The following is an 18,588-nucleotide window of genomic DNA, read 5'->3' as shown; positions in this document are numbered from 1 at the left end:
CCGCTGGCCTGGTTTTTTTCACTTATTGGGATTGCGCTGTCCAACATGGTTTCACTGGTTGTTATGGGCGTTGCCGGATGCGGTAAATCAAGTCTGGGGGATGCATTGGCCGAGGCCTTACATTGGCCACTGGTCGAAGGTGACGACTTCCACTCCGCCGCCAACGTCGCCAAGATGCGTGCCGGCGTGCCCCTGGTGGATGCCGACCGCACGGGCTGGCTGGCGCGGCTGGGTGAGGAGCTGCAGCGCCATCCCCAGGGCGCCGTGCTGACCTGCTCGGCCCTCAAGCGCGCCTACCGGGACCAGTTGCGCAGCGCCGTGCCGGGCTTGCGCTTTGTGCACCTGGCGTTGAGCCGCGAGGAAGCCCGACTGCGCGTGGCCCAGCGGGCAGGCGGCCATTATTTCCAGGCCAACCTGGTGGACAGCCAGTTCGAAGCGCTGGAAAGCCCCGAGGGCGAAGCCGGTGTGCTGGTGGTCGATGCCACCCTGGCCCTGGCACCCCTTACCCAACACGTCATCCACTGGCTGCAGGAGACCCCATATGCAAACCCCTGAAACACCTATCCCCGTGCCCCGCGTGGTGCGCCTGGCCCATGCGGCCATGGCCTTGTGCCTGGCCGTCATGGCCACCTCGGTCTTCATCAACGTGGTGCTGCGCTATGGCTTTGGCAGCGGCGTGGCCGCCAGCGAAGAGCTGTCGCGCCTGCTGTTCGTCTGGATGGTGTTCATCGGCGCCGCTGCCGCCTACCCCATGGGCGAACACATGGCTTTCACCAGCCTGCTGCTGGCGCTACGCGACAGGCCTGCTGCATTGGCGGCCATGGCGGCACTGATCCGCGTGCTGGTGGTGCTGGGCTGCAGCTTCCTGGCCTGGGGCGCTTGGCAGCAGGTGGTCGTGGGCCTGGGCAGCCACTCGGTGGTGCTGGGCTACTCCAGCGCGCTGCTGCCCTTGCCGGCGTTTTTGTGCTCCCTGTTGATCGCTGTAATGGCGTTGTGGGAGCTGGTACGTAACAAAGCCCTGGACCTCGGTCACGGCGCGGAAGTGGAGTAAGTCATATGTCCTCAGAAGGTCAAGCATTCGTCGTTTTTTCGCTGGGCATGCTGGTGCTGATGGGCATTGGCATGAACATGGCGCTGGCATTGGTACTTACCGGGGCAGGCATGGCCTGGGTTCTGGATTTCTGGGACACCCAGCTGCTGGCCCAGAACCTGGTGGCCGGGGTGGACAGCTTTCCGCTGCTGGCCGTGCCCTTCTTCATCCTGGCCGGCGAGCTGATGAACTCGGGCGGCATCAGCCGGCGCATCATCGCCATGGCCCAGGCCTGGGTCGGCCACATCCGGGGTGGCCTGGGCTATGTGGCAATTGGCGCTGCGGTGCTGATGGCCAGCATGAGCGGCTCGGCTCTGGCCGACACCGCGGCGCTGGCCACCATCCTGCTGCCCATGATGCGCCAGCACGGCTACCCGCTGCCGGTGTCGGCCGGCTTGCTGGCCTCGGGCGGCATCATCGCGCCCATCATCCCGCCGTCGATGCCGTTTGTGATTTACGGTGTGACCACCAACACCTCGATCTCGGCACTGTTCGTCTCGGGCATCGTGCCCGGCCTGTTCATGGGTGCTGGTTTGATCGTGGCCTGGAAGTTTGTGCTACGCAAGACCGAGCTGCCGGTGGGCCAGCCCCTGCCCATGAAGGAACGCCTGCAGGCCACGCTGAAAGCCTTCTGGGCGATGCTGATGCCCATCATCATCATCGGCGGCATGAAGAGCGGCCTGTTCACCCCCACCGAGGCCGCCGTGGTGGCAGCGTTCTACGCGCTGGTCGTAGCCCTGTTCGTGCACCGTGAAATGAAGCTGCCCGAGCTGTACACGGTGCTGGTACGCGCCGCCAAAACCACCGCCGTGGTGATGTTCCTATGCGCCGGCGCTGCCGTGGCCAGCTACATGATCACCCTGGCCGACCTGCCCAGCACGCTGTCGAACTGGCTCGGCCCGTTGGTGGAAAGCCCGCGCGTCCTGATGGCGGTGATGATGGTCGTGCTGGTGTTGATAGGCACCGCGCTGGACCTGACACCCACCATTCTGATCTTCGCCCCGGTGATGCTGCCCATCGCCGTCAAGGCCGGCATCGACCCGGTGTACTTCGGCCTGATGTTCGTGCTGAACGGCGCCATCGGCCTGATCACCCCGCCAGTGGGCACGGTATTGAACGTGATTACCGGCGTGGGCCGCCTGCCCATGCACACCGTCATCAAGGGCGTGAACCCCTTCCTCATCACCTACACGCTGATCCTGATCCTGTTCGTGATCTTCCCGCAGCTCGTCATCGCCCCCGTGGCGTGGATGCGCTAAACCGCCCGCTTTCTTACAAGCTACAACTTACAACCAAGGACAAATACCATGCACACCTTCCTTCGCCGCACCGCCCTGGCCACCGTGGCCGCACTCGCCCTGGGCGCCGCCAGCGCAGCCTTCGCCCAGGACATCAAGCCGCGCATCATCCGCTTTGGCTACGGCCTGAACGAGCAAAGCAACCAGGGCCGCGCCGCCAAAGTGCTGGTCAGTGCGATCGAAAAAGCCTCTGGTGGCAAGATGAAGATGCGCGCCATCGGCGCTGCCGCCCTCGGCCCCGACACCCAGATGCAGCAAGCCCTGGTGGGCGGTGCGCAGGAGATGATGGTCGGCTCCACCGCCACCCTGGTTGGCATCACCAAGGAAATGGCACTGTGGGACACGCCCTTTCTGTTCAACAACGTGCAGGAAGCCGACGCCATCCTGGACGGCCCCATCGGCCAGAAAGTCATGGCCAAGCTGCAGGAAAAAGGCCTGGTGGGTCTGGTCTACTGGGAGAACGGCTTTCGCAACCTGACCAATAACAAACGCCCGGTCACCAAGCTGGAAGACATGGACGGCATCAAGCTGCGCGTGATGCAAAACGAAGTCTTCCTGAGCAGCTTCAAGACCCTGGGCGCCAACGCCATCCCCCTGCCCTTCAGCGAGCTCTTCAGCGCGCTGGAAACCAACACCGTGGACGGCCAGGAAAACCCTTTCAACACCATCGTCTCCAGCAAGTTCTACGAGGTGCAAAAGTACCTGAGCGTGACCAACCACGTCTACAGCCCCTGGATCGTGCTGGCCAGCAAGAAGTGGTGGGACGGCCTAAGCAAGGACGAGCAAAAAGTGCTGCTGGACGCGGCCATCCAGAGCCGCGACTTCGAACGCAAGGACACGCGCGACGAAGCCGCCAAAGCCCTGGCCGACCTGAAGACCAAGGGCATGCAGATCAACCAACTAGCCCCCACAGAAGCCGCCCGCATGCGCGACAAACTCACCAAGGTCAACGCCCTGGTCGCCGCCAATGTGGGCATGGACCTATGGCAGGAAACCCAGGCCGCACTAGCCAAGCAGCGCGGTAAGTAAACGCCAAGCAAAACGCCATCAGCTACTATATTGATAGCTGGTGGCACAGGTGGAATAAGCGCCTGAGGCCTAAAAAGCTTAGATCAGCTCCCGGCCACCTTCATCTTGTTGACCAGGATCGAGCCCACGGTTTTCGCGCCGTAGTTGTAGGTATCTGCGCCAATCGCCTGGATGCCCTTGAACATGTCCTTCAGGTTGCCGGCGATGGTGATCTCTTCCACGGGGAAGGCGATCTCGCCGTTTTCCACCCAGAAGCCGCTGGCGCCACGCGAGTAGTCGCCGGTCACGTAGTTCACGCCCTGGCCCATCAGCTCGATCACGAACAGGCCGGTGCCCAACTTTTTCAGCATCGCGTCCAGGTCGTCGCCCGCACGGGTGCGGCGAGAGGTGAGCGTCAGATTGTGCGAACCGCCAGCGTTGCCGGTGGTCTTCATGCCCAGCTTGCGCGCCGAGTAGCTACTGAGGAAGTAACCTTCGACCACACCCGCGTCCACCACCTTGCGCGCCTTGACGCGCACGCCCTCTTCGTCGAACGGCGAGCTGCCCTTGCCGCGCTTCACGAACGGGTCTTCCATCAGATCGATGTGCTTGGGGAAGATCTGCTTGCCCATGGAGTCCAGCAGAAATGTGCTCTTGCGGTACAGCGCACCGCCGCTGACGGCCTGCACAAAGCCACCCAGCAGGCCGGCGGCCAGCGGCGACTCGAACAACACCGGGCATTCCACGGTGGGTATCTTGCGCGCCTTCAGGCGACTCAGGGCGCGCTGGGCGGCGTAACGGCCCACGTCCTGCGGCGAAGCCAGCTCGGCCGCGTCGCGCATGGAGCTGTACCAGGAGTCGCGCTGCATGCCGCTACCCTTGCCAGCAATCGGCGCTACCGACAAAGAATGCCGCGAGCTGGCGTAGCCGCCCCGGAAACCATTGGTGTGTGCGCTGAAGAAATGCGACTGCTGGGCCGACACGCCCGCGCCTTCGCTGTTGGTGATGTGCTTGCTGGTCTGCAGGGCCGCGGCCTCGCATTCCATGGCGATCTGGGCCGCGTCTTCGCTGGTGATGGCCCAGGGGTGGAACAGGTCCAGGTCCACCTGGCGCTTGGCAATGTCCTTGGAACTGGGCAGGCCGGCGGCCGGATCTTCGGCGGTGAAGCGGGCAATATCGTAGGCCGCTTGCACGGTCTGCTGGATGGCTGCCTTGGAGAAATCGGAGGTGCTGGCGTTGCCACGGCGTTTGCCGATGTAAACCGTGATGCCCAGCGACTTGTCGCGGTTGCGCTCCACGGTTTCCAGCGCGCCCTTGCGCACCGATACGCTCAGGCCGCAGCCCTCGGAGGCCTCGGCACCGGCGTCAGTCGCACCAAGTTTTTTGGCGTGCGCCAGGGCGCTGTCTACCAGTTCTTCAAAGAAAGGCCGGCTGTAGGCAAAGCCACTGTCGGGGCGGGAAACTGTGGAATCTGGGTTTTTCATGTTGGCGGCTATGATACTTGCCACGCCGGCACCTAGGCCGCGCCCCATCGGATACCCGCGCACAGCGCCACCCCACCCAGAAATACCATGTCACGCAAACCCACCAAAGGCTATTACGTCCAAGGCACCTTCGTCGCCGAAGGCAGCGAACTGGACATCCAGCTCAAAGCCGAACTCAAGGGCACCGACTCCGCCAGCCGCACCGACATGAAACGCGAAAGCGACGAATTGCAAAAGCTGGGTGAAGACCTGCTGACCCTGCGCACCGACCTGTTCACCAAGCTTCAACTGGGCGAAAAGCTGCACGACGCGGTGGTCGAAGCCAAGCGCATCACCAACTTCGAAGGCAAGCGCCGGCAAATGCAGTACATCGGCAAGCTCATGCGCAAGCAAGAACCCGAGATGCTGGAAGCCATACGCGCCGCATTGAAGGTGCAACAGTTTGGCTCGGCCCAGGAAAACCTGGCCCTGCACAAGGCCGAAACCTGGCGCGACCGCCTGATCGCCGACGATGCCGCCGTGGGCGAATGGATCGCCGCCTTCCCGCAAACCGACTCCCAGCAGCTGCGTGCCCTGGTGCGCCAGGCCCGCAAAGACCTGGTGCCTGCAACGCCCGGCGCCCTGCCCCGCCACGGCCGCGCCTACCGCGACATCTTCCAGCTGGTGCGCGAGCACCTGGCGGAAACCGACGGCCCGCTGAACGACGGCACGGTAGAAGAATGAGCGCCTCCTTCGACCCCGTGAAGATCGGCATCGTCTCGGTCAGCGACCGCGCCAGCACCGGCGTCTACGAAGACAAAGGCCTGCCCGCGCTGCAGGACTGGCTGACGCGGGCGCTGAAAAACCCCATCGAATTCGTGCCCCGCCTGATCCCCGACGAACAAGCCGTCATCAGCGCCACCCTGGTCGAGTTGGTCGACGCCGGCTGCAGCCTGGTGTTGACCACCGGTGGCACCGGCCCTGCACTGCGCGACGTCACGCCCGAGGCCACGCTGGCCATTGCCCACAAGGAAATGCCCGGCTTTGGCGAGCAGATGCGCCAAATCAGCCTGAAGTTCGTGCCCACCGCCATCCTGTCGCGCCAGACCGCCGTGGTCCGCGACAAAAGCCTGGTCATCAACCTGCCCGGCCAGCCCAAGGCGATAGCCGAGACGCTGGAAGGCCTGCCCGCCCTGGGCACGCCCGGCATCTTTGCCGCCGTGCCCTACTGCATCGACCTGATCGGCGGCCCTTATCTGGAAACCGTCGAGACGGTGTGCAAGGCCTTCCGGCCCAAATCGGCCATCCGTCCACCGGCTGCCCAGTAAGCACGACGGCGGCAGGGCTTCACGCCCCGGCTGAAAATGACTTTCAGCCCTTCTCATTTCTGCAAGGAGACACCATGCAAGTCCTGAAACTCGCCGCCTTCTCCGACGGCTCCAGCGGCGGCAACCCCGCAGGCGTCGTCATCGCCGATGTTCTGCCCAGCGACGCCGAAATGCAGCGCACCGCTGCAGCCGTCGGTTTTTCTGAAACCGCTTTCGCCGCGCCCATGGGCAGCGCCTGGCGGGTGCGCTATTTCTCACCCGAGACCGAGGTAGCGTTCTGCGGACACGCCACCATCGCGCTGGGTGCGGTCCTGGCGCAGCAGCACGGCGACGGCGTCTACCCGCTGACGCTGAACCACGCCCAGATCACCGTGGAAGGCCGCAGCGCCGGCACACTGTTCACTGCAGCACTGCAGTCGCCGCCCACACGCAGCCAGCCCGCGCCTGCCGAACTGGTGGCCGAGGCTCTGGCCCTGCTGGGCTACACCGCCCACGACCTGGACCCGCGCATCCCGCCGGCCCTGATACACGGCGGTGCCGACCACCTGGTGCTGGCACTGAAGACCCGCAGCGCCCTGGCCACCATGCACTACGACCTGGCCACAGGCCGCAGCCTGATGCTGCGCGCCGGCCTGGTGACCATCCTGCTGGCTTTTGCCGAGTCAGCGCAGCGCTTCCACACCCGTAACGCCTTCGCATCTGGCGGTGTGCTGGAAGACCCCGCCACCGGCGCCGCCACCGCCGCCCTGGCCGGCTACCTGCGCGACCTGGACTGGCCGCACGGTGGTGCCATCGACGTGGTGCAAGGCGAAGACATGGGCATGCGCTCCCTGCTGCGCGCCGAGTTCAGCAGCCAGCCAGGCAGCTCGGTACGCGTATCTGGCACAGCCCGGTTGATGGCCTGATTGCTATCCAAATAGGAGCATCCAGCGCAGGTGGAATATGCGCTGGCGACCTAAAAGACTTGAACTTCACACGAATAACAGCGCCCACCCAGGCCATCTGTCCAGCCGAACCATGCACCTCCCCCACATCCTGCTGCTGGAAGACGACCCGGCCATCGCCAAAACCGTGGTCTACACCTTCGAGCGCGTGGGACTGCGGGTGACGCACTGCCTGCTGGTGGCGGATGCGCTGCGCCAGTTGGAGATCGCACCGCCCGATCTGCTGGTGCTCGACATCGGCCTGCCCGATGGCTCAGGCCTGGACGTATGCCGCCAGGTACGCGCCAACGCCACCCAGCGCCACCTGCCGCTGCTGGTACTCAGCGCGCAGGGCGAAGAGATCGACCGCGTCGTCGGCCTGGAGCTGGGCGCCGACGACTATGTGACCAAGCCCTTCAGCCCGCGCGAGCTGGTGGCGCGGGTACGCGGCCTGCTGCGACGCGCCTCGGCCCCGGCCAACCCGGCGCCGCCCGCCCCCACCGGCTTCACGCTGGACCTGGACGGCCAGCGCGCCACCTGGCAGGGCCAGGCCTTGCCGCTGACCCGGCGCGAGCTGGGCCTGTTGGCCGAGCTGCTGCGCCAGCCCGGGCGCATCCGCAGCCGCGACGCCCTGCTGAGCGCGGTATGGGGCAACGACTCGGAAAGCACCGACCGCACGGTGGACACGCACATCAAGACCCTGCGCGCCAAGCTGCAGCAGATCACGCCCACGCTCGACCCGATCGCCACGCACCGCGGCCTGGGCTATTCCATCGCGCCGCAAACCTGAGATGCATCTGGGCATCCGCATCCTGTTCGGCTTTTTCCTGATCACCGGGCTGGCTGGCCTGTTCGTGCTGCGCATCTTTGTGGCCGAGGTCAAGCCCAGCGTGCGCGAGGTGATGGAAGACATGATGGTCGACACCGCCAACATCCTGGCCGAGCTGGCCGTCGACGATCTGCGCGCCGGCAACATGGCGCAGGGCCGGTTCGCCACCCAGGTCGGCGCCTACGCGCGCCGGCCCATAGACGCGCGCATCTGGGGCCTGGACAAACAGTCGCTGGACTTCCGCGTCTACGTGACCGATGCCAAGGGCACGGTCATGTTCGACTCGGCCCGGGTGGCGGTGGGGCAAGACTATTCGCAATGGCGCGACGTGGCCCGCACGCTGCGCGGCGAGTACGGCGCCCGGGCCACGCGCCAGGTCTACGAGGACGACCGCAGCTCGGTGCTGTACGTGGCCGCGCCCGTCAACTACGGCGGCCAGGTCATCGGCGTGCTGACGGTGGCCAAGCCGGTGGCCACGGTGCAGGCCTTCATCGACCGGGCCGAGCGCAAGATTCTGGTCAGCGGCTTCTGGCTGCTGGCCCTGTCGGCAGCGGTGGGGGTGGCGGTGACGCTGTGGGTGGTCTACAGCATCCGCCAGCTGCGCCGCTACGCCAACGCCATGGAGGCCGGCAAGAAGCTGCCGCTGCCGCGCATTCCCGGCGAGCTGGGCGAGCTGGCGCGGGCCATGCAGGCGATGCGCCAGCGGGTCGAGGGCCGCGACTACATCGAAGGCTATGTGCGCGCCCTGACCCACGAGCTGAAGAGCCCGCTGGCCGCCATCCGCGGCGCTGGCGAGCTGCTGCAGGAGCCATTGCCCGAGCCCGACCGGCAGGAATTCGCCGCCGACGTGCTGGCCCAGACCCGGCGGCTGCAGAGCCTGGTGGACCGCCTGCTGGAGCTCAGCAAGCTGGAACAGCGCCAGGAACTGCTGCAGCCCCAGCGCCTGCGTCTGAGCGAATATTTAGCATCATTTATGGCCCTGGCGCAGGTAGACCGTGCGCATATAGCTATCGACTTGATAGCAAGCGACAGCCCGGCCACGGCCCACATCGAAGCCGACTTGCTGGCCCTGGCCCTGGGCAATCTGCTGGACAACGCCGCCGCCTTTGCCCCGCCGGGCAGCCGCATCCGCCTGGGCGTCGAAGGCCAGGCCATCGTGGTGCAGGACAGCGGCCCCGGCGTGCCTGGCTATGCGCTGCCCAAGCTGGGGCAGAAGTTCTTCTCCACCGTGCGGCCCGACGGTGTCACCAAAGGCTCGGGCCTGGGCCTGGCCATCGTGCAGCAGATCATGGCGCTGCATGGCGGGCATATGCAGGTGAAAAACACCCAGCCGGGGCTGCGGGTGGAGCTGCATTTTCCGCCTTGAACACGTCCTTAAAACGCCGGACTTCACTTTCACTTCACACACTTCACTCTGCCCTCACCCGGGCTGATCAAGCTCGTGGCTTGTTCAACAAGGAGGGGAAATGAAGTCTATTATTTTTGGAAAACTCGGCGGTCTGTTGCTGGTGGCAATCTTGCTGTTGATCGGCCTGGCACAGATCACGGATCTGGTCCACGAACGGCAGTTGCAACACCAGAACGCCGTAAACAGCGTGGCGCAAAGCCTGGCGGGCAGCCAGACGCTGTTGGGGCCCTTGGTGCAGGTGAACTGCACCGAGGAATGGAACACACCCGGGGAAAACGGCCCGGTCGCCCAACGCCGCGAGTTCATCCGCGTTGCAGCCCCCACAAGCCTGAACGCAGCGGGCACCAGCCAGGTGGAGGCGCGGGCGCGCGGCCTGCATGCCACCCAGGTATTTAGCTTCAAGTCGCGCATTACTGCGCAGTGGGCAGACCTCAAAACCTTGGAAGGCGGACGCCAGCATGCGGATTCCAAACTGCAATGCGGTCCACCTGTATTGATGCTGGCGGTATCCGATGCCCGGGGTATTCGCCAGGCCGATGTGCAGGCCAACGGCGCAGCGCTGGTGGTGCGTGCCGGCACCGGGCACACCGCCTACCCGCGCGGCGTGCAGGCCAGTTTGCCCGCCGGCACCAATTTCAACGTGCCACTGAGCGCCGAAATCGCGCTGGAATTGCTGGGCACAGAAGGCCTGAACATCGTGCCACTGGGCAGTGCCAACCAAATCAGCCTCAGCTCCAACTGGCCACACCCCAGCTTTTACGGACAGTTTTTGCCCTCGGAGCGCAAGGTCGGCGACAAAGGCTTCGAAGCCAGCTGGCGTGTCTCCGCCCTGGCCAGCTCGGCCCAGCAGGCCGTGCTGAACGGCGGCCGGCTTTGCAGCAGCAGTGCCGGCAGTCCAAGCTACGCCTCGCCACGCGCAACATCAGACGAAGCTGTGGCCGCCAACACTGCCTGCGTCGAAACCCTCGGCGTCAGCTTTATCGACCCGATCAACACCTATTCGCTGTCTGACCGGGCCACCAAATACGGCCTGCTGTTCATCGCGCTGACGTTTGTGGCCGTGGGCCTGTTTGAATTCATGCGCGGGCTGCGGGTGCACCCCATCCAGTACTTTCTGGTGGGAGCGGCGATCAGCATCTTCTTTCTACTGCTGGTCAGCCTGTCCGAGCACCTGCCGTTCGATATTGCCTACGGCATCGGTGCCAGTGCCTGTGTATTGTTGCTGGGCTACTACGCCAGCCATATGCTGCACAGCTGGAAGCGTGGCTTGCCATTTGCCGCCGGCATTGCCGCGCTCTACGGGCTGCTGTTTGTACTGCTGCAGCTGGAGCAGACGGCGATGGTCGTCGGAGCGATTGCGCTCTTCGCCGTGCTGGCCAGCGTGATGCTGTTAACCCGCAAGGTGGACTGGTATGCGCGGCTCAAAGTCGCGTCCAGCGGCGCTATTTCCCCACCAACTGCGTGAGCTTCTCTGCCTCAAAGCACTCGGTACGTGCCGCGTCGCAGGGCACGCAATCGGGTGTGGTCTGGCTGGCAGACAGCTTTTCGATGGCTTGCCACAGCATGGCGATCTGGTGGTCCTGGTTGGAGGCGTTGTCGATCAGGCCGCGCATGGCTTCGCCGATGGGGTCGCCATCGGGGGTAATGCCGTAGGCGCTGAAGCGTGGTGTGGCCATGGCGGCGTCGCCCACCTGGCCGTCTTTCGGCAGGATGATGCGGGCCGGAATGCCCACGGCCGTAGCACCGGCCGGCACCGGCTTGATGACCACGGCGTTGGAGCCGATCTTGGCGCCGTCGCCCACGGTAAAGCCGCCCAGCACCTTGGCGCCCGCGCTGACCACCACGTCGCGGCCCAGGGTCGGATGGCGCTTGGCGCCCTTGTACAGCGAGGTGCCGCCCAGGGTCACGCCCTGGTAGATGGTGCAGCCGTCGCCAATTTCAGCGGTCTCGCCGACCACCACGCCCATGGCGTGGTCGAAAAACACCCGTTCACCCAGCTTGGCGCCGGGGTGGATCTCGATGCCGGTCAGCCAACGCGTGCAATGCGAAATGAAGCGCCCCAACCATTTGAAACCATGGTTCCAGCACCAGTGGGCCGGACGGTGCAGCACCACGGCGTGCAGGCCGGGATAGCACGTGAGCACCTCCCAGGTGCTGCGGGCAGCGGGGTCACGGTCGAGAATGCAGCGGATGTCGGAGCGGATGCGGGAAAACATCGGAATAGTCTAGTCGTTTGCTAGGGATTGCGCTTTATCCGCCATCTGCGAGATGGCTTTGGCGATGCCGCGCAGGATGTGGATTTCTTCCTGCAGCGGCTGGGCACGGTTGAACAACTGGTTCAGCCGCGGCATCAGCTTCTTGGGTGCGGCCGGGTCCAGGAAGCCCAGCTCGGTCAGCGCTTGCTCCCAGTGCGCCAGCATGCCGGCCACCTGGCGCGCATCGGCCCGCACCGGCGGCGGCGTGCTGCTTTCCACCGCAAAACCGCCCAGGGCCATGCGCCATTCGTAGGCGATCAGCTGCACGGCTGCGGCCAGGTTCAGCGAGCCGAATTTCGGGTTGGTGGGAATGCTCAAAGCGACATGGCTGCGGTACACGTCTTCGTTTGCCATGCCGAAGCGTTCGCAACCAAACAGAAACGCCACGCCCTCCGGCAGGCTTGAAGGTAAATTGACCTCTGGCGCAGATTCCACCTGCGCGGGCAGCTCCTGTTTCAATAGCATCTCGAAATGCTCGCGCGGCGCGCGGGTGGGCGGGCCGAAGTCGCGTGGCGTCATGGCTGTGGCGCACAGGTGGTCCATGCCGTCCAGCGCTTCGTCCAGGGAGGCGACGATGCGGGCCTTGTCCAACACGTCCAGGGCGCCGCTGGCGCGCTGTATGGTCTCCTGGCGGCGCAGCACATTCGGCCAGCGCGGGTTGACCAGCACCAGGTCGTCAAAGCCCATGACTTTCATCGCGCGGGCGGTGGCACCCACATTGCCAGCATGGCTGGGTTGGATCAGAATAAAACGGCTTTGCATGGCGAAATCGGCAAAAACTTATGAAGAGGTAAAATCCCCCGATTGTCGCTGCCCGCATCGCCTGGCCGCTCTTCTTTTGCTCTTACCTACAATTTATGGCGCTCCCCAACCTACACCCGATGCTTAACGTGGCCGTCAAGGCCGCCCGTGCCGCAGGCAACCTCATCAACCGCGCGGCACTCGATGTCGAAGCGGTGCGTATCTCGCAGAAGCAGATCAATGACTTCGTCACCGAAGTCGATCAAGCCGCCGAGGCCGTGATCATCGAGACGCTGCTGGCGGCCTATCCTGGCCACGGCATCCTGGCAGAGGAATCGGGTTCGGAACACGGCGCCAAAGATTCTGAGTACGTGTGGATCATCGATCCACTCGACGGCACCACCAATTTCATCCACGGCTTTCCGTTCTACTGCGTCAGCATCGCGCTGGCCGTGCAGGGCAAGATCGAACAAGCCGTGGTGTACGACCCCACCCGCAACGACCTGTTCACCGCCACCAAGGGCCGCGGCGCGTACATGAACGAGCGCCGCATCCGCGTGTCCAAGCGCGTGCGCTTGAACGAATGCCTGATCTCCACCGGCTTCCCGTTCCGCCCAGGCGACAACTTCAAGAACTACCTGGGCATGATGTCCGACCTGATGCCCAAGCTGGCCGGCATGCGCCGCCCGGGTGCTGCAGCGCTGGACATGGCCTATGTGGCCGCGGGCTTCACCGACGGATTCTTTGAAACCGGCCTGAACCCATGGGACATGGCGGCCGGCTCGCTGCTGATCACCGAAGCCGGTGGCCTGGTGGGCAACTTCACCGGCGAAGCCGACTTCCTGGACCAGAAGGAATGCATGGCCGGCAACCCGCGCGTCTACGGCCAGCTGGTGTCCATCCTGGGCAAGTACAGCAAGTTCGCCAGCGCCGGCGAAAAAGCCACGCTGCGCCAGGCTGCAGCAAGCGAAACCGCTGAAGCCGCGCCCGTAGAAGACGCGGCCGAAAACAGCAAGAGCGAAGACGCGCCGTTTTAAGGCAAGGCGAGGTGTCCGGGCGCGAGCTTGAACACCTCCACCGCCTGGGCCAGCAGCTGGGCCTGATCGCGCAGGCTCTCGGCCGCCGCCGCGGATTGTTCGACCAGGGCCGCGTTTTGCTGCGTCATCTGGTCCAGCTCGCCCACCGAGTGGTTCACCTGGGCAATACCGTCTGATTGCTCGCCCGCAGCGGCGGTAATCTCGCCGATGATGGCGCTGACGCGCTGCACCGAACCCACAATCTCATTCATGGTGTCACCGGCATTGCGCACCAGCCGGGAGCCGTTTACCACGGTCTGCACCGAGGCACCAATCAGCAGCTTGATTTCCTTCGCCGCATCGGCACTGCGCCCGGCCAGGCTACGCACCTCGCTGGCGACCACGGCAAAGCCCCGCCCTTGCTCTCCGGCCCGGGCAGCCTCCACTGCAGCGTTCAAGGCCAGAATATTCGTCTGGAACGCAATGCCGTCGATCACGCCGATGATGTCGGATATCTTCTTCGAGCTGCGGTTGATCTCGTCCATGGTGGACACCACATCACCCACCGCCGCGCCGCCTCGGGCCGCCACCTCGGCAGCGGTTGCCGCCAGCAGATTGGCCTGGCGCGCGGCATCGGCCGAGCTTTTCACAGCGCTGGTCAGCTGCTCCATATTCGTGGCAGCAGTCTGCAAATTGGTGGCGGCGCGCTCTGTGCGCACACTCAAATCCTGGCTGCCGCTGGCAATCTCGGAGCTGGCCGTGCCTATGCTGTCCACCGAGCCGCGCACTTTCAACAAGGTCTGGCTATAGCGTTGCCGCATAGCGTCCACCTGGTTTACCAGGTCGCCGATTTCATCGTTGCGCTGGGAAAGCAGGGCCTGGGTCAGATCACCCTGCGTCACCTGGTTGATGGCGGTAGTCAGTTCTCCCAACGGTTGGCTGACCATGCGGCGCACCAGCAAGAACAGCCCTGCCGCCAGCAGCAACGCGGTCACGCCCAGCATGCCCCAGACCATGCGCATATTCGCCCAGTACGGCGCCATCGACTCCCGCTCCGACACTTCGGCGACGATCCAACCATTGCCCTCCTTGGTCTTGCGCATCACGGCCCAGCGGTCCTCGTCGGGCTCGCCCAGAAACGGAAAGGCATTGCGCACATAGCCGTCTGGCGCAGCGGCCAGAGCGTCCAGGAACTTGCCGGCGTTCGGGTAGGCATCCAGCACCTTCTTGCCCTTGGCCTCGGGGTGCACCAGGAATCGGGCGTCCGATACAGCGCCGCTGGCGTCGATGTAGTACACACCGCCGGTTTCAAAAAAATGCGTGTCGGCAATCTGCTTGCCCATCACGAACTGCTGAAAGGACACGTCGGTCCCTGAAAACAGCACCCCCACGATCGCACCCGAAGCATCTTTCATGGCCTCGTAATGCGTCATATACGGCTTGCCGTACAGGTTGGCGACGCCGGAATAGCCCTCGCCCGCCATGACCAGCTTGTAGGCTGGCGACTGCTTGTTCAGCACCGTGCCGATATCACGTGCGCCATCCCCCTTGCGCAGCGACGAGGTGATGGACACAAAGTCATCACCCTGCTTGGCATACACCGACACCACGCCACCGGTGTCGCGCGCGTACTTGTCCACCACCTGGAAGTCATCGTTGATGGCATTGCCGCCGCTCATGAGTTCGCCGGACGCGGGGTCGAGCACCACAGTCCGGTCGAAGTTGCGCCGCAAGGCGCCAAACGCATTCACCACCAAGCCCCGGTTGACCTGGTCGGACGCGTCGGTAGAGGCCACGATGCCCTGTACCCGCTCGGCCACCGATGAAACCATCAGCGCATGCGTGCTGCGGTGCTCCAGCACGCCTATCGCCACACTGGCCCCAAGCAAGACCAGCACCAGCCCGGCAAACGACAAAAGCGCCAACTGGCGCGCGACTGTCTTTTTGGGAAGCTTGAATTTGAACATTGTCTCCGCCTCTTTTTTTATCGACCCGCCTGGGCAGGACGTTTGTCGTTAGCCCCTCAGGGCTGGCTTACCGCACCGCAGACAGGCCGATGCGGTAAGACGGGTAGCAGGCGCTACACCGATTCGGCTTGCCCGCTACGCAGCGAGCGGGTAATGGCCAGGCCAATACGGGTCGCTTCCAGCGCGTCGGCCAAGGTCAGCGTCAAAGGCTTTTCACCACGGCAAGCCGCGACAAAGGCTGCCATCTCGGCCGCGAACGCGGCTTCGAAACGCTCGTAGAAATCCTTCACCACCGCATGGCGCACGCCATGGCCGTCGCTGCGCACCACGCGGTCGCGCGCGGCGTGCTCGCCCACGGTCAGCTTGCCGGCCGTGCCGATCACTTCGGTGCTGGTCTCGTGTCCATGGGCCATGGTGCGCGATGCGTACAGCACGGCACGGGCGCCGCCTTCGAACTCGACCACCGCCAGGCCGTTGTCCACATCGCCAAATTCGGCCAGCGCCGGGTGCAGCGCATTCGTGCCGGTAGCGAAGGCGCGCAACGCCTTGGGACGACCCAGCATCCAACGCGCCAGATCGATGTCGTGCACGCTGCAGTCCATGAAGATGCCGCCGGAGGTGGGTGCAAAGCGCACGAAGAAGCCTTCGGGGTCATTCTGGTCGCAGGTTTGCGAACGCACCAGGAAAGGCTGGCCAATCTCGCCCGATGCCACCGCCGCCTGGGCGCTGACATAGCTGGGGTCAAAGCGGCGCACAAAGCCCACCATGGCCACCTGGTCGGGGCGGCGCTCGGCCACGGCCAGCACGCGTTCGCAATCTTCCACGTTCAACGCCAGCGGTTTTTCCACGAACACATGCTTGCCCGCCTCCAGTGCCGCAATGGTCTGGTTTGCGTGCAATGAAGTGGGTGTCACCAGCACCACCGCATCGATCTCGGAGTCGGCCAGCATGGCGTCGAAATCTTCGTACAGCCGCGCGATGCCCAGCTGCTCGCCCGCATAGGCGCGCTCGCTGGCCACCGGGCTGCAGGCCGCCACCAGGGTGCAATGGCGGGTGCTGAAAGCCAGGGCTTCGGCATGGCGTTGGCCGAGACGGCCCAGACCGGCAATACCGATCCGCAAATTAGGTTTGGTAGCCATGGCTTAGAACGTAACGGGCAGGCCGGACTTGTAGCTTTCGGTGGCAGCGTCGGCCAGCTTTTGTGCTGCAACGCCATCGGCCACCGTGGTCTTGAAGGCCGCACCGGACTGCAGGCACTCGAAGAAGTGTGCAATTTCCAGGCGATAGGCGGCGGCATAGCGCTGCAGGAAGAAGGCCTCGGGCTTGTCTGCGCGGATGCCGTTGGCATCCCACTGCACCACCTCTGTGGGCGTGTGGTTGCCGCATTGCAGCAGGCCGGTGGAGCCCAGCACTTCAAAGCGCTGGTCGTAGCCATAGGCGGCGCGACGGCTGGTGTTGATCTGGCACAGGCGGCCGGACTTGGTACGGATGCTGACAGCGGTGCTGTCCACGTCGCCGGTGGCGGCAATGGCGGGGTCGGTCAGCACCGAACCGGTGGCGCTCAGCCACACGGCTTCGTCGCCGTCGGCGCACAGAATCCAGCGGAACACGTCCAGGTCATGGATCAGCATGTCGCGGAAGATGCCGCCGGAAGCCTTGATGTATTCGGCCGGAGGCGCACCTGGATCGCGGCTGGTGATGATCAGCATCTCGGGCTTGCCGATTTCGCCGGCCAGCAGACGGCGGCTGGCATCGTTGAAGGTAGGGTCAAAGCGGCGTTGGAAGCCGATCATGCAGGCCACACCAGCGGCCTTGACCGCATCGGCGCAGGCCTGGGCGCGGGGCACGGACAGGTCCACCGGTTTTTCGCAGAAGATGTGCTTGCCTGCGGCGGCGCCGCGCATGATCAAGTCGCTGTGGGTGTCGGTGGACGAACAGATGGCGATGGCATCCACGCTCTTGTCGGCCAACACGGCTTCGATGGACGACACCTCGGCGCCGTACTTCTGCGCCAGATCACTGGCGGCCGCAGGCACGGGATCGCACACGTACTTCAGCTTGACGCCGGGCAACGCAGCCAGGTTGGAGGAGTGGATACGGCCAATGCGGCCGGCACCGAAAACAGCAACGTTCTTCATAAATAGTCCAGATAAATAGTCGAGATAAGGGGCGGCAAATCGACGAGAAAACCCGCAAACCGGGTGACGACAGGCCGAACTATACGGGGAATTTTCACTTTCGAAAATATTTTTCTAAAAAATTTAAAAGTCGAATTTTGTTTCAAGGTAAACCCTAGTAAATGATCAAAAATGATCAAAAAACCGGATGCCAGGGCGACCCAGTTTCTCTAGAGTGGCGGCTTGATTCGCGACGCCAACCAACCCCATACGGAGACCTGCCCCATGTCCAAGACCATCCCCTTCTCGATCAACCGCATCAGCGCTCCACGCATTCCCTTCACCGCTTTCGCCGCCTTGGCCAAGCGCCTGGGCGTGGGCGCCATCGAGATCCGCAATGACCTGCCCGACGCCGAAATGGTCGACGGCGCAGCGGCCAAAGACATAGGCGCCGCCGCCCGGGCGCAGGGCCTGGTGATCCGCTCCATCAACGCGCTGCAGCGCTTCGAACAGTTCGACGCCAAGCGCCTGCACGAAGCCACGGACATGATTGCCTACGCCGTGGCCTGCGGCGCCGAAGCCCTGGTGCTCTGCCCCACCAACGACCTGCGCGACAAACGCTCGGCAGACCAGCGCCACCTGGACCTGGTCCACGCCCTGAAGCAGCTCAAACCCCTGCTCGAGGCCGCTGGCCTGATCGGCCTGGTCGAGCCGCTGGGCTTTGAAGAATGCGCTGTGCGCCGCAAGTCGCAGGCCGTGCGCGCCATCCGCGAAATCGGTGGCGAGGACACCTTCAAGCTGGTGCACGACACCTTCCACCACCACCTGGCCGGCGAAGGCCTGTTCTTCCCCGAGCTGACAGGTTTGGTGCATATCTCCGGCGTAGAAGACACGGCCCTCACGCCTGCGCAAATGCGCGACAGCCACCGTGTACTGGTCGGTGCCGCTGACCGCCTGGGCAATGCCACCCAGCTCAACACCCTGCTGGACGCGGGCTACCAGGGCTATGTGTCGTTCGAGCCCTTTGCCGAAGAAATCGCCGCCGCCACAGACATCGAGCAGCAACTGGCCAGCAGCATGGCCTACCTGACCCAGGCCGTGGCCGCTGAGAAGCAAAAGGCCGCCGTAGCAGCTTGATCATCTAC

At 64.3% G+C, this 18,588-nt stretch carries 18 protein-coding genes; 12 read left to right on the top strand and 6 right to left on the bottom strand.

Annotated elements, in window-relative coordinates; all coding sequences use genetic code 11:
- Positions 1–63: 63 nt before the first annotated feature.
- Genes AC07R0_RS06330 through AC07R0_RS06315 form a run of 4 tightly spaced genes read left to right on the top strand, consistent with a single transcriptional unit; the run spans position 64 to position 3,417 of the window.
- Positions 64–555 carry a gluconokinase gene (locus AC07R0_RS06330; protein ID WP_495098070.1) on the top strand — a complete coding sequence of 164 codons (492 nt, stop codon included), beginning with the start codon at positions 64–66 and terminating at the stop codon, positions 553–555.
- Positions 542–1,051, top strand: coding sequence for a TRAP transporter small permease subunit (locus AC07R0_RS06325; RefSeq protein WP_495104219.1), 510 nt, complete (start codon positions 542–544; stop codon positions 1,049–1,051). Before AC07R0_RS06330 ends, AC07R0_RS06325 begins: the two co-directional genes overlap by 14 nt.
- A 5-nt stretch (positions 1,052–1,056) precedes the next feature.
- Positions 1,057–2,349, top strand: coding sequence for a TRAP transporter large permease (locus tag AC07R0_RS06320; RefSeq protein ID WP_495104218.1), 1,293 nt, complete (start codon positions 1,057–1,059; stop codon positions 2,347–2,349).
- Between the two features lie 48 nt (positions 2,350–2,397).
- Complete coding sequence (locus AC07R0_RS06315; RefSeq protein WP_495098067.1) at positions 2,398–3,417, top strand: TRAP transporter substrate-binding protein; 1,020 nt, start codon at positions 2,398–2,400, stop codon at positions 3,415–3,417.
- An 83-nt stretch (positions 3,418–3,500) separates the two neighbouring features.
- On the opposite strand, the gene pmbA is transcribed toward AC07R0_RS06315, so the two are convergent.
- Entirely contained in the window at positions 3,501–4,880 is a 1,380-nt protein-coding gene (gene pmbA, locus AC07R0_RS06310) for a metalloprotease PmbA (RefSeq protein WP_495098066.1), read from the bottom strand.
- Between the two features lie 87 nt (positions 4,881–4,967).
- Here pmbA and yjgA point away from each other — a divergent pair, with 87 nt between their 5' ends.
- From yjgA to creD, 6 genes are all read left to right on the top strand, one after another.
- Positions 4,968–5,603: a ribosome biogenesis factor YjgA gene (yjgA, locus tag AC07R0_RS06305; protein WP_495104217.1), complete on the top strand. Its 636-nt coding sequence runs from the start codon at positions 4,968–4,970 to the stop codon at positions 5,601–5,603.
- Positions 5,600–6,187 (top strand): molybdopterin adenylyltransferase, encoded by a 588-nt coding sequence (mog, locus tag AC07R0_RS06300; protein ID WP_495104216.1) that lies wholly within the window; start codon positions 5,600–5,602, stop codon positions 6,185–6,187. The genes yjgA and mog overlap by 4 nt, the downstream gene beginning before the upstream one ends.
- A 74-nt stretch (positions 6,188–6,261) precedes the next feature.
- Complete coding sequence (locus AC07R0_RS06295; RefSeq protein WP_495104215.1) at positions 6,262–7,092, top strand: PhzF family phenazine biosynthesis protein; 831 nt, start codon at positions 6,262–6,264, stop codon at positions 7,090–7,092.
- A 112-nt stretch (positions 7,093–7,204) separates the two neighbouring features.
- The gene (gene creB / locus AC07R0_RS06290) at positions 7,205–7,900 is read left to right on the top strand and encodes a two-component system response regulator CreB (protein WP_495104214.1); all 696 of its coding nucleotides are present in this window, start codon (positions 7,205–7,207) and stop codon (positions 7,898–7,900) included.
- 1 nt (position 7,901) lies between these two features.
- A complete protein-coding gene (creC, locus tag AC07R0_RS06285; protein ID WP_495104213.1) occupies positions 7,902–9,305 on the top strand; it encodes a two-component system sensor histidine kinase CreC in 1,404 nt (467 codons plus the stop codon).
- 100 nt (positions 9,306–9,405) lie between these two features.
- Positions 9,406–10,812, top strand: coding sequence for a cell envelope integrity protein CreD (gene creD, locus AC07R0_RS06280; protein ID WP_495104212.1), 1,407 nt, complete (start codon positions 9,406–9,408; stop codon positions 10,810–10,812).
- Here the strand turns inward: creD and cysE are convergent.
- Both cysE and AC07R0_RS06270 read right to left on the bottom strand, forming a co-directional pair.
- On the bottom strand, positions 10,790–11,563 hold the full coding sequence (gene cysE / locus AC07R0_RS06275; protein WP_495104211.1) for a serine O-acetyltransferase: 774 nt from the start codon (positions 11,561–11,563) through the stop codon (positions 10,790–10,792). The two genes, creD and cysE, sit on opposite strands and share 23 nt — an antisense overlap.
- 9 nt (positions 11,564–11,572) lie before the next feature.
- Positions 11,573–12,364 (bottom strand): RNA methyltransferase, encoded by a 792-nt coding sequence (locus AC07R0_RS06270; RefSeq protein ID WP_495104210.1) that lies wholly within the window; start codon positions 12,362–12,364, stop codon positions 11,573–11,575.
- 95 nt (positions 12,365–12,459) lie between these two features.
- Here AC07R0_RS06270 and AC07R0_RS06265 point away from each other — a divergent pair, with 95 nt between their 5' ends.
- Positions 12,460–13,380 (top strand): inositol monophosphatase family protein, encoded by a 921-nt coding sequence (locus tag AC07R0_RS06265; protein ID WP_495104209.1) that lies wholly within the window; start codon positions 12,460–12,462, stop codon positions 13,378–13,380.
- Here the strand turns inward: AC07R0_RS06265 and AC07R0_RS06260 are convergent.
- From AC07R0_RS06260 to iolG, 3 genes are all read right to left on the bottom strand, one after another.
- Complete coding sequence (locus AC07R0_RS06260) at positions 13,377–15,326, bottom strand: methyl-accepting chemotaxis protein (RefSeq protein WP_495098056.1); 1,950 nt, start codon at positions 15,324–15,326, stop codon at positions 13,377–13,379. The genes AC07R0_RS06265 and AC07R0_RS06260 overlap by 4 nt on opposite strands.
- Before the next feature lie 113 nt (positions 15,327–15,439).
- Entirely contained in the window at positions 15,440–16,465 is a 1,026-nt protein-coding gene (locus tag AC07R0_RS06255) for a Gfo/Idh/MocA family oxidoreductase (protein WP_495098055.1), read from the bottom strand.
- A 3-nt stretch (positions 16,466–16,468) separates the two neighbouring features.
- Positions 16,469–17,464: an inositol 2-dehydrogenase gene (gene iolG, locus AC07R0_RS06250; RefSeq protein WP_495098054.1), complete on the bottom strand. Its 996-nt coding sequence runs from the start codon at positions 17,462–17,464 to the stop codon at positions 16,469–16,471.
- A gap of 264 nt (positions 17,465–17,728) precedes the next feature.
- Here iolG and AC07R0_RS06245 point away from each other — a divergent pair, with 264 nt between their 5' ends.
- The gene (locus tag AC07R0_RS06245; protein ID WP_495104208.1) at positions 17,729–18,580 is read left to right on the top strand and encodes a TIM barrel protein; all 852 of its coding nucleotides are present in this window, start codon (positions 17,729–17,731) and stop codon (positions 18,578–18,580) included.
- Positions 18,581–18,588: the final 8 nt, after the last annotated feature.

The organism is Rhodoferax sp. GW821-FHT07F03 (assembly GCF_059418745.1).
The sequence above is the reverse complement of the archived record's forward strand: the minus strand, read 5'-3'. Positions and strand labels throughout refer to the sequence as shown.

What these genes read in the sequence shown, in the direction of transcription:
- creC (WP_495104213.1), top strand. Translation starts at nt 7,902, where the DNA reads ATGCATCTGGGCATCCGCATCCTGTTCGGCTTTTTCCTGATCACCGGG.
- yjgA (WP_495104217.1), top strand. Translation starts at nt 4,968, where the DNA reads ATGTCACGCAAACCCACCAAAGGCTATTACGTCCAAGGCACCTTCGTC.
- AC07R0_RS06255 (WP_495098055.1), bottom strand. Translation starts at nt 16,465, where the DNA reads ATGGCTACCAAACCTAATTTGCGGATCGGTATTGCCGGTCTGGGCCGT.
- AC07R0_RS06245 (WP_495104208.1), top strand. Translation starts at nt 17,729, where the DNA reads ATGTCCAAGACCATCCCCTTCTCGATCAACCGCATCAGCGCTCCACGC.
- AC07R0_RS06265 (WP_495104209.1), top strand. Translation starts at nt 12,460, where the DNA reads ATGGCGCTCCCCAACCTACACCCGATGCTTAACGTGGCCGTCAAGGCC.
- AC07R0_RS06325 (WP_495104219.1), top strand. Translation starts at nt 542, where the DNA reads ATGCAAACCCCTGAAACACCTATCCCCGTGCCCCGCGTGGTGCGCCTG.
- AC07R0_RS06330 (WP_495098070.1), top strand. Translation starts at nt 64, where the DNA reads ATGGGCGTTGCCGGATGCGGTAAATCAAGTCTGGGGGATGCATTGGCC.
- creB (WP_495104214.1), top strand. Translation starts at nt 7,205, where the DNA reads ATGCACCTCCCCCACATCCTGCTGCTGGAAGACGACCCGGCCATCGCC.
- AC07R0_RS06270 (WP_495104210.1), bottom strand. Translation starts at nt 12,364, where the DNA reads ATGCAAAGCCGTTTTATTCTGATCCAACCCAGCCATGCTGGCAATGTG.
- cysE (WP_495104211.1), bottom strand. Translation starts at nt 11,563, where the DNA reads ATGTTTTCCCGCATCCGCTCCGACATCCGCTGCATTCTCGACCGTGAC.
- pmbA (WP_495098066.1), bottom strand. Translation starts at nt 4,880, where the DNA reads ATGAAAAACCCAGATTCCACAGTTTCCCGCCCCGACAGTGGCTTTGCC.
- creD (WP_495104212.1), top strand. Translation starts at nt 9,406, where the DNA reads ATGAAGTCTATTATTTTTGGAAAACTCGGCGGTCTGTTGCTGGTGGCA.
- AC07R0_RS06260 (WP_495098056.1), bottom strand. Translation starts at nt 15,326, where the DNA reads ATGTTCAAATTCAAGCTTCCCAAAAAGACAGTCGCGCGCCAGTTGGCG.
- mog (WP_495104216.1), top strand. Translation starts at nt 5,600, where the DNA reads ATGAGCGCCTCCTTCGACCCCGTGAAGATCGGCATCGTCTCGGTCAGC.
- AC07R0_RS06320 (WP_495104218.1), top strand. Translation starts at nt 1,057, where the DNA reads ATGTCCTCAGAAGGTCAAGCATTCGTCGTTTTTTCGCTGGGCATGCTG.
- AC07R0_RS06295 (WP_495104215.1), top strand. Translation starts at nt 6,262, where the DNA reads ATGCAAGTCCTGAAACTCGCCGCCTTCTCCGACGGCTCCAGCGGCGGC.
- iolG (WP_495098054.1), bottom strand. Translation starts at nt 17,464, where the DNA reads ATGAAGAACGTTGCTGTTTTCGGTGCCGGCCGCATTGGCCGTATCCAC.
- AC07R0_RS06315 (WP_495098067.1), top strand. Translation starts at nt 2,398, where the DNA reads ATGCACACCTTCCTTCGCCGCACCGCCCTGGCCACCGTGGCCGCACTC.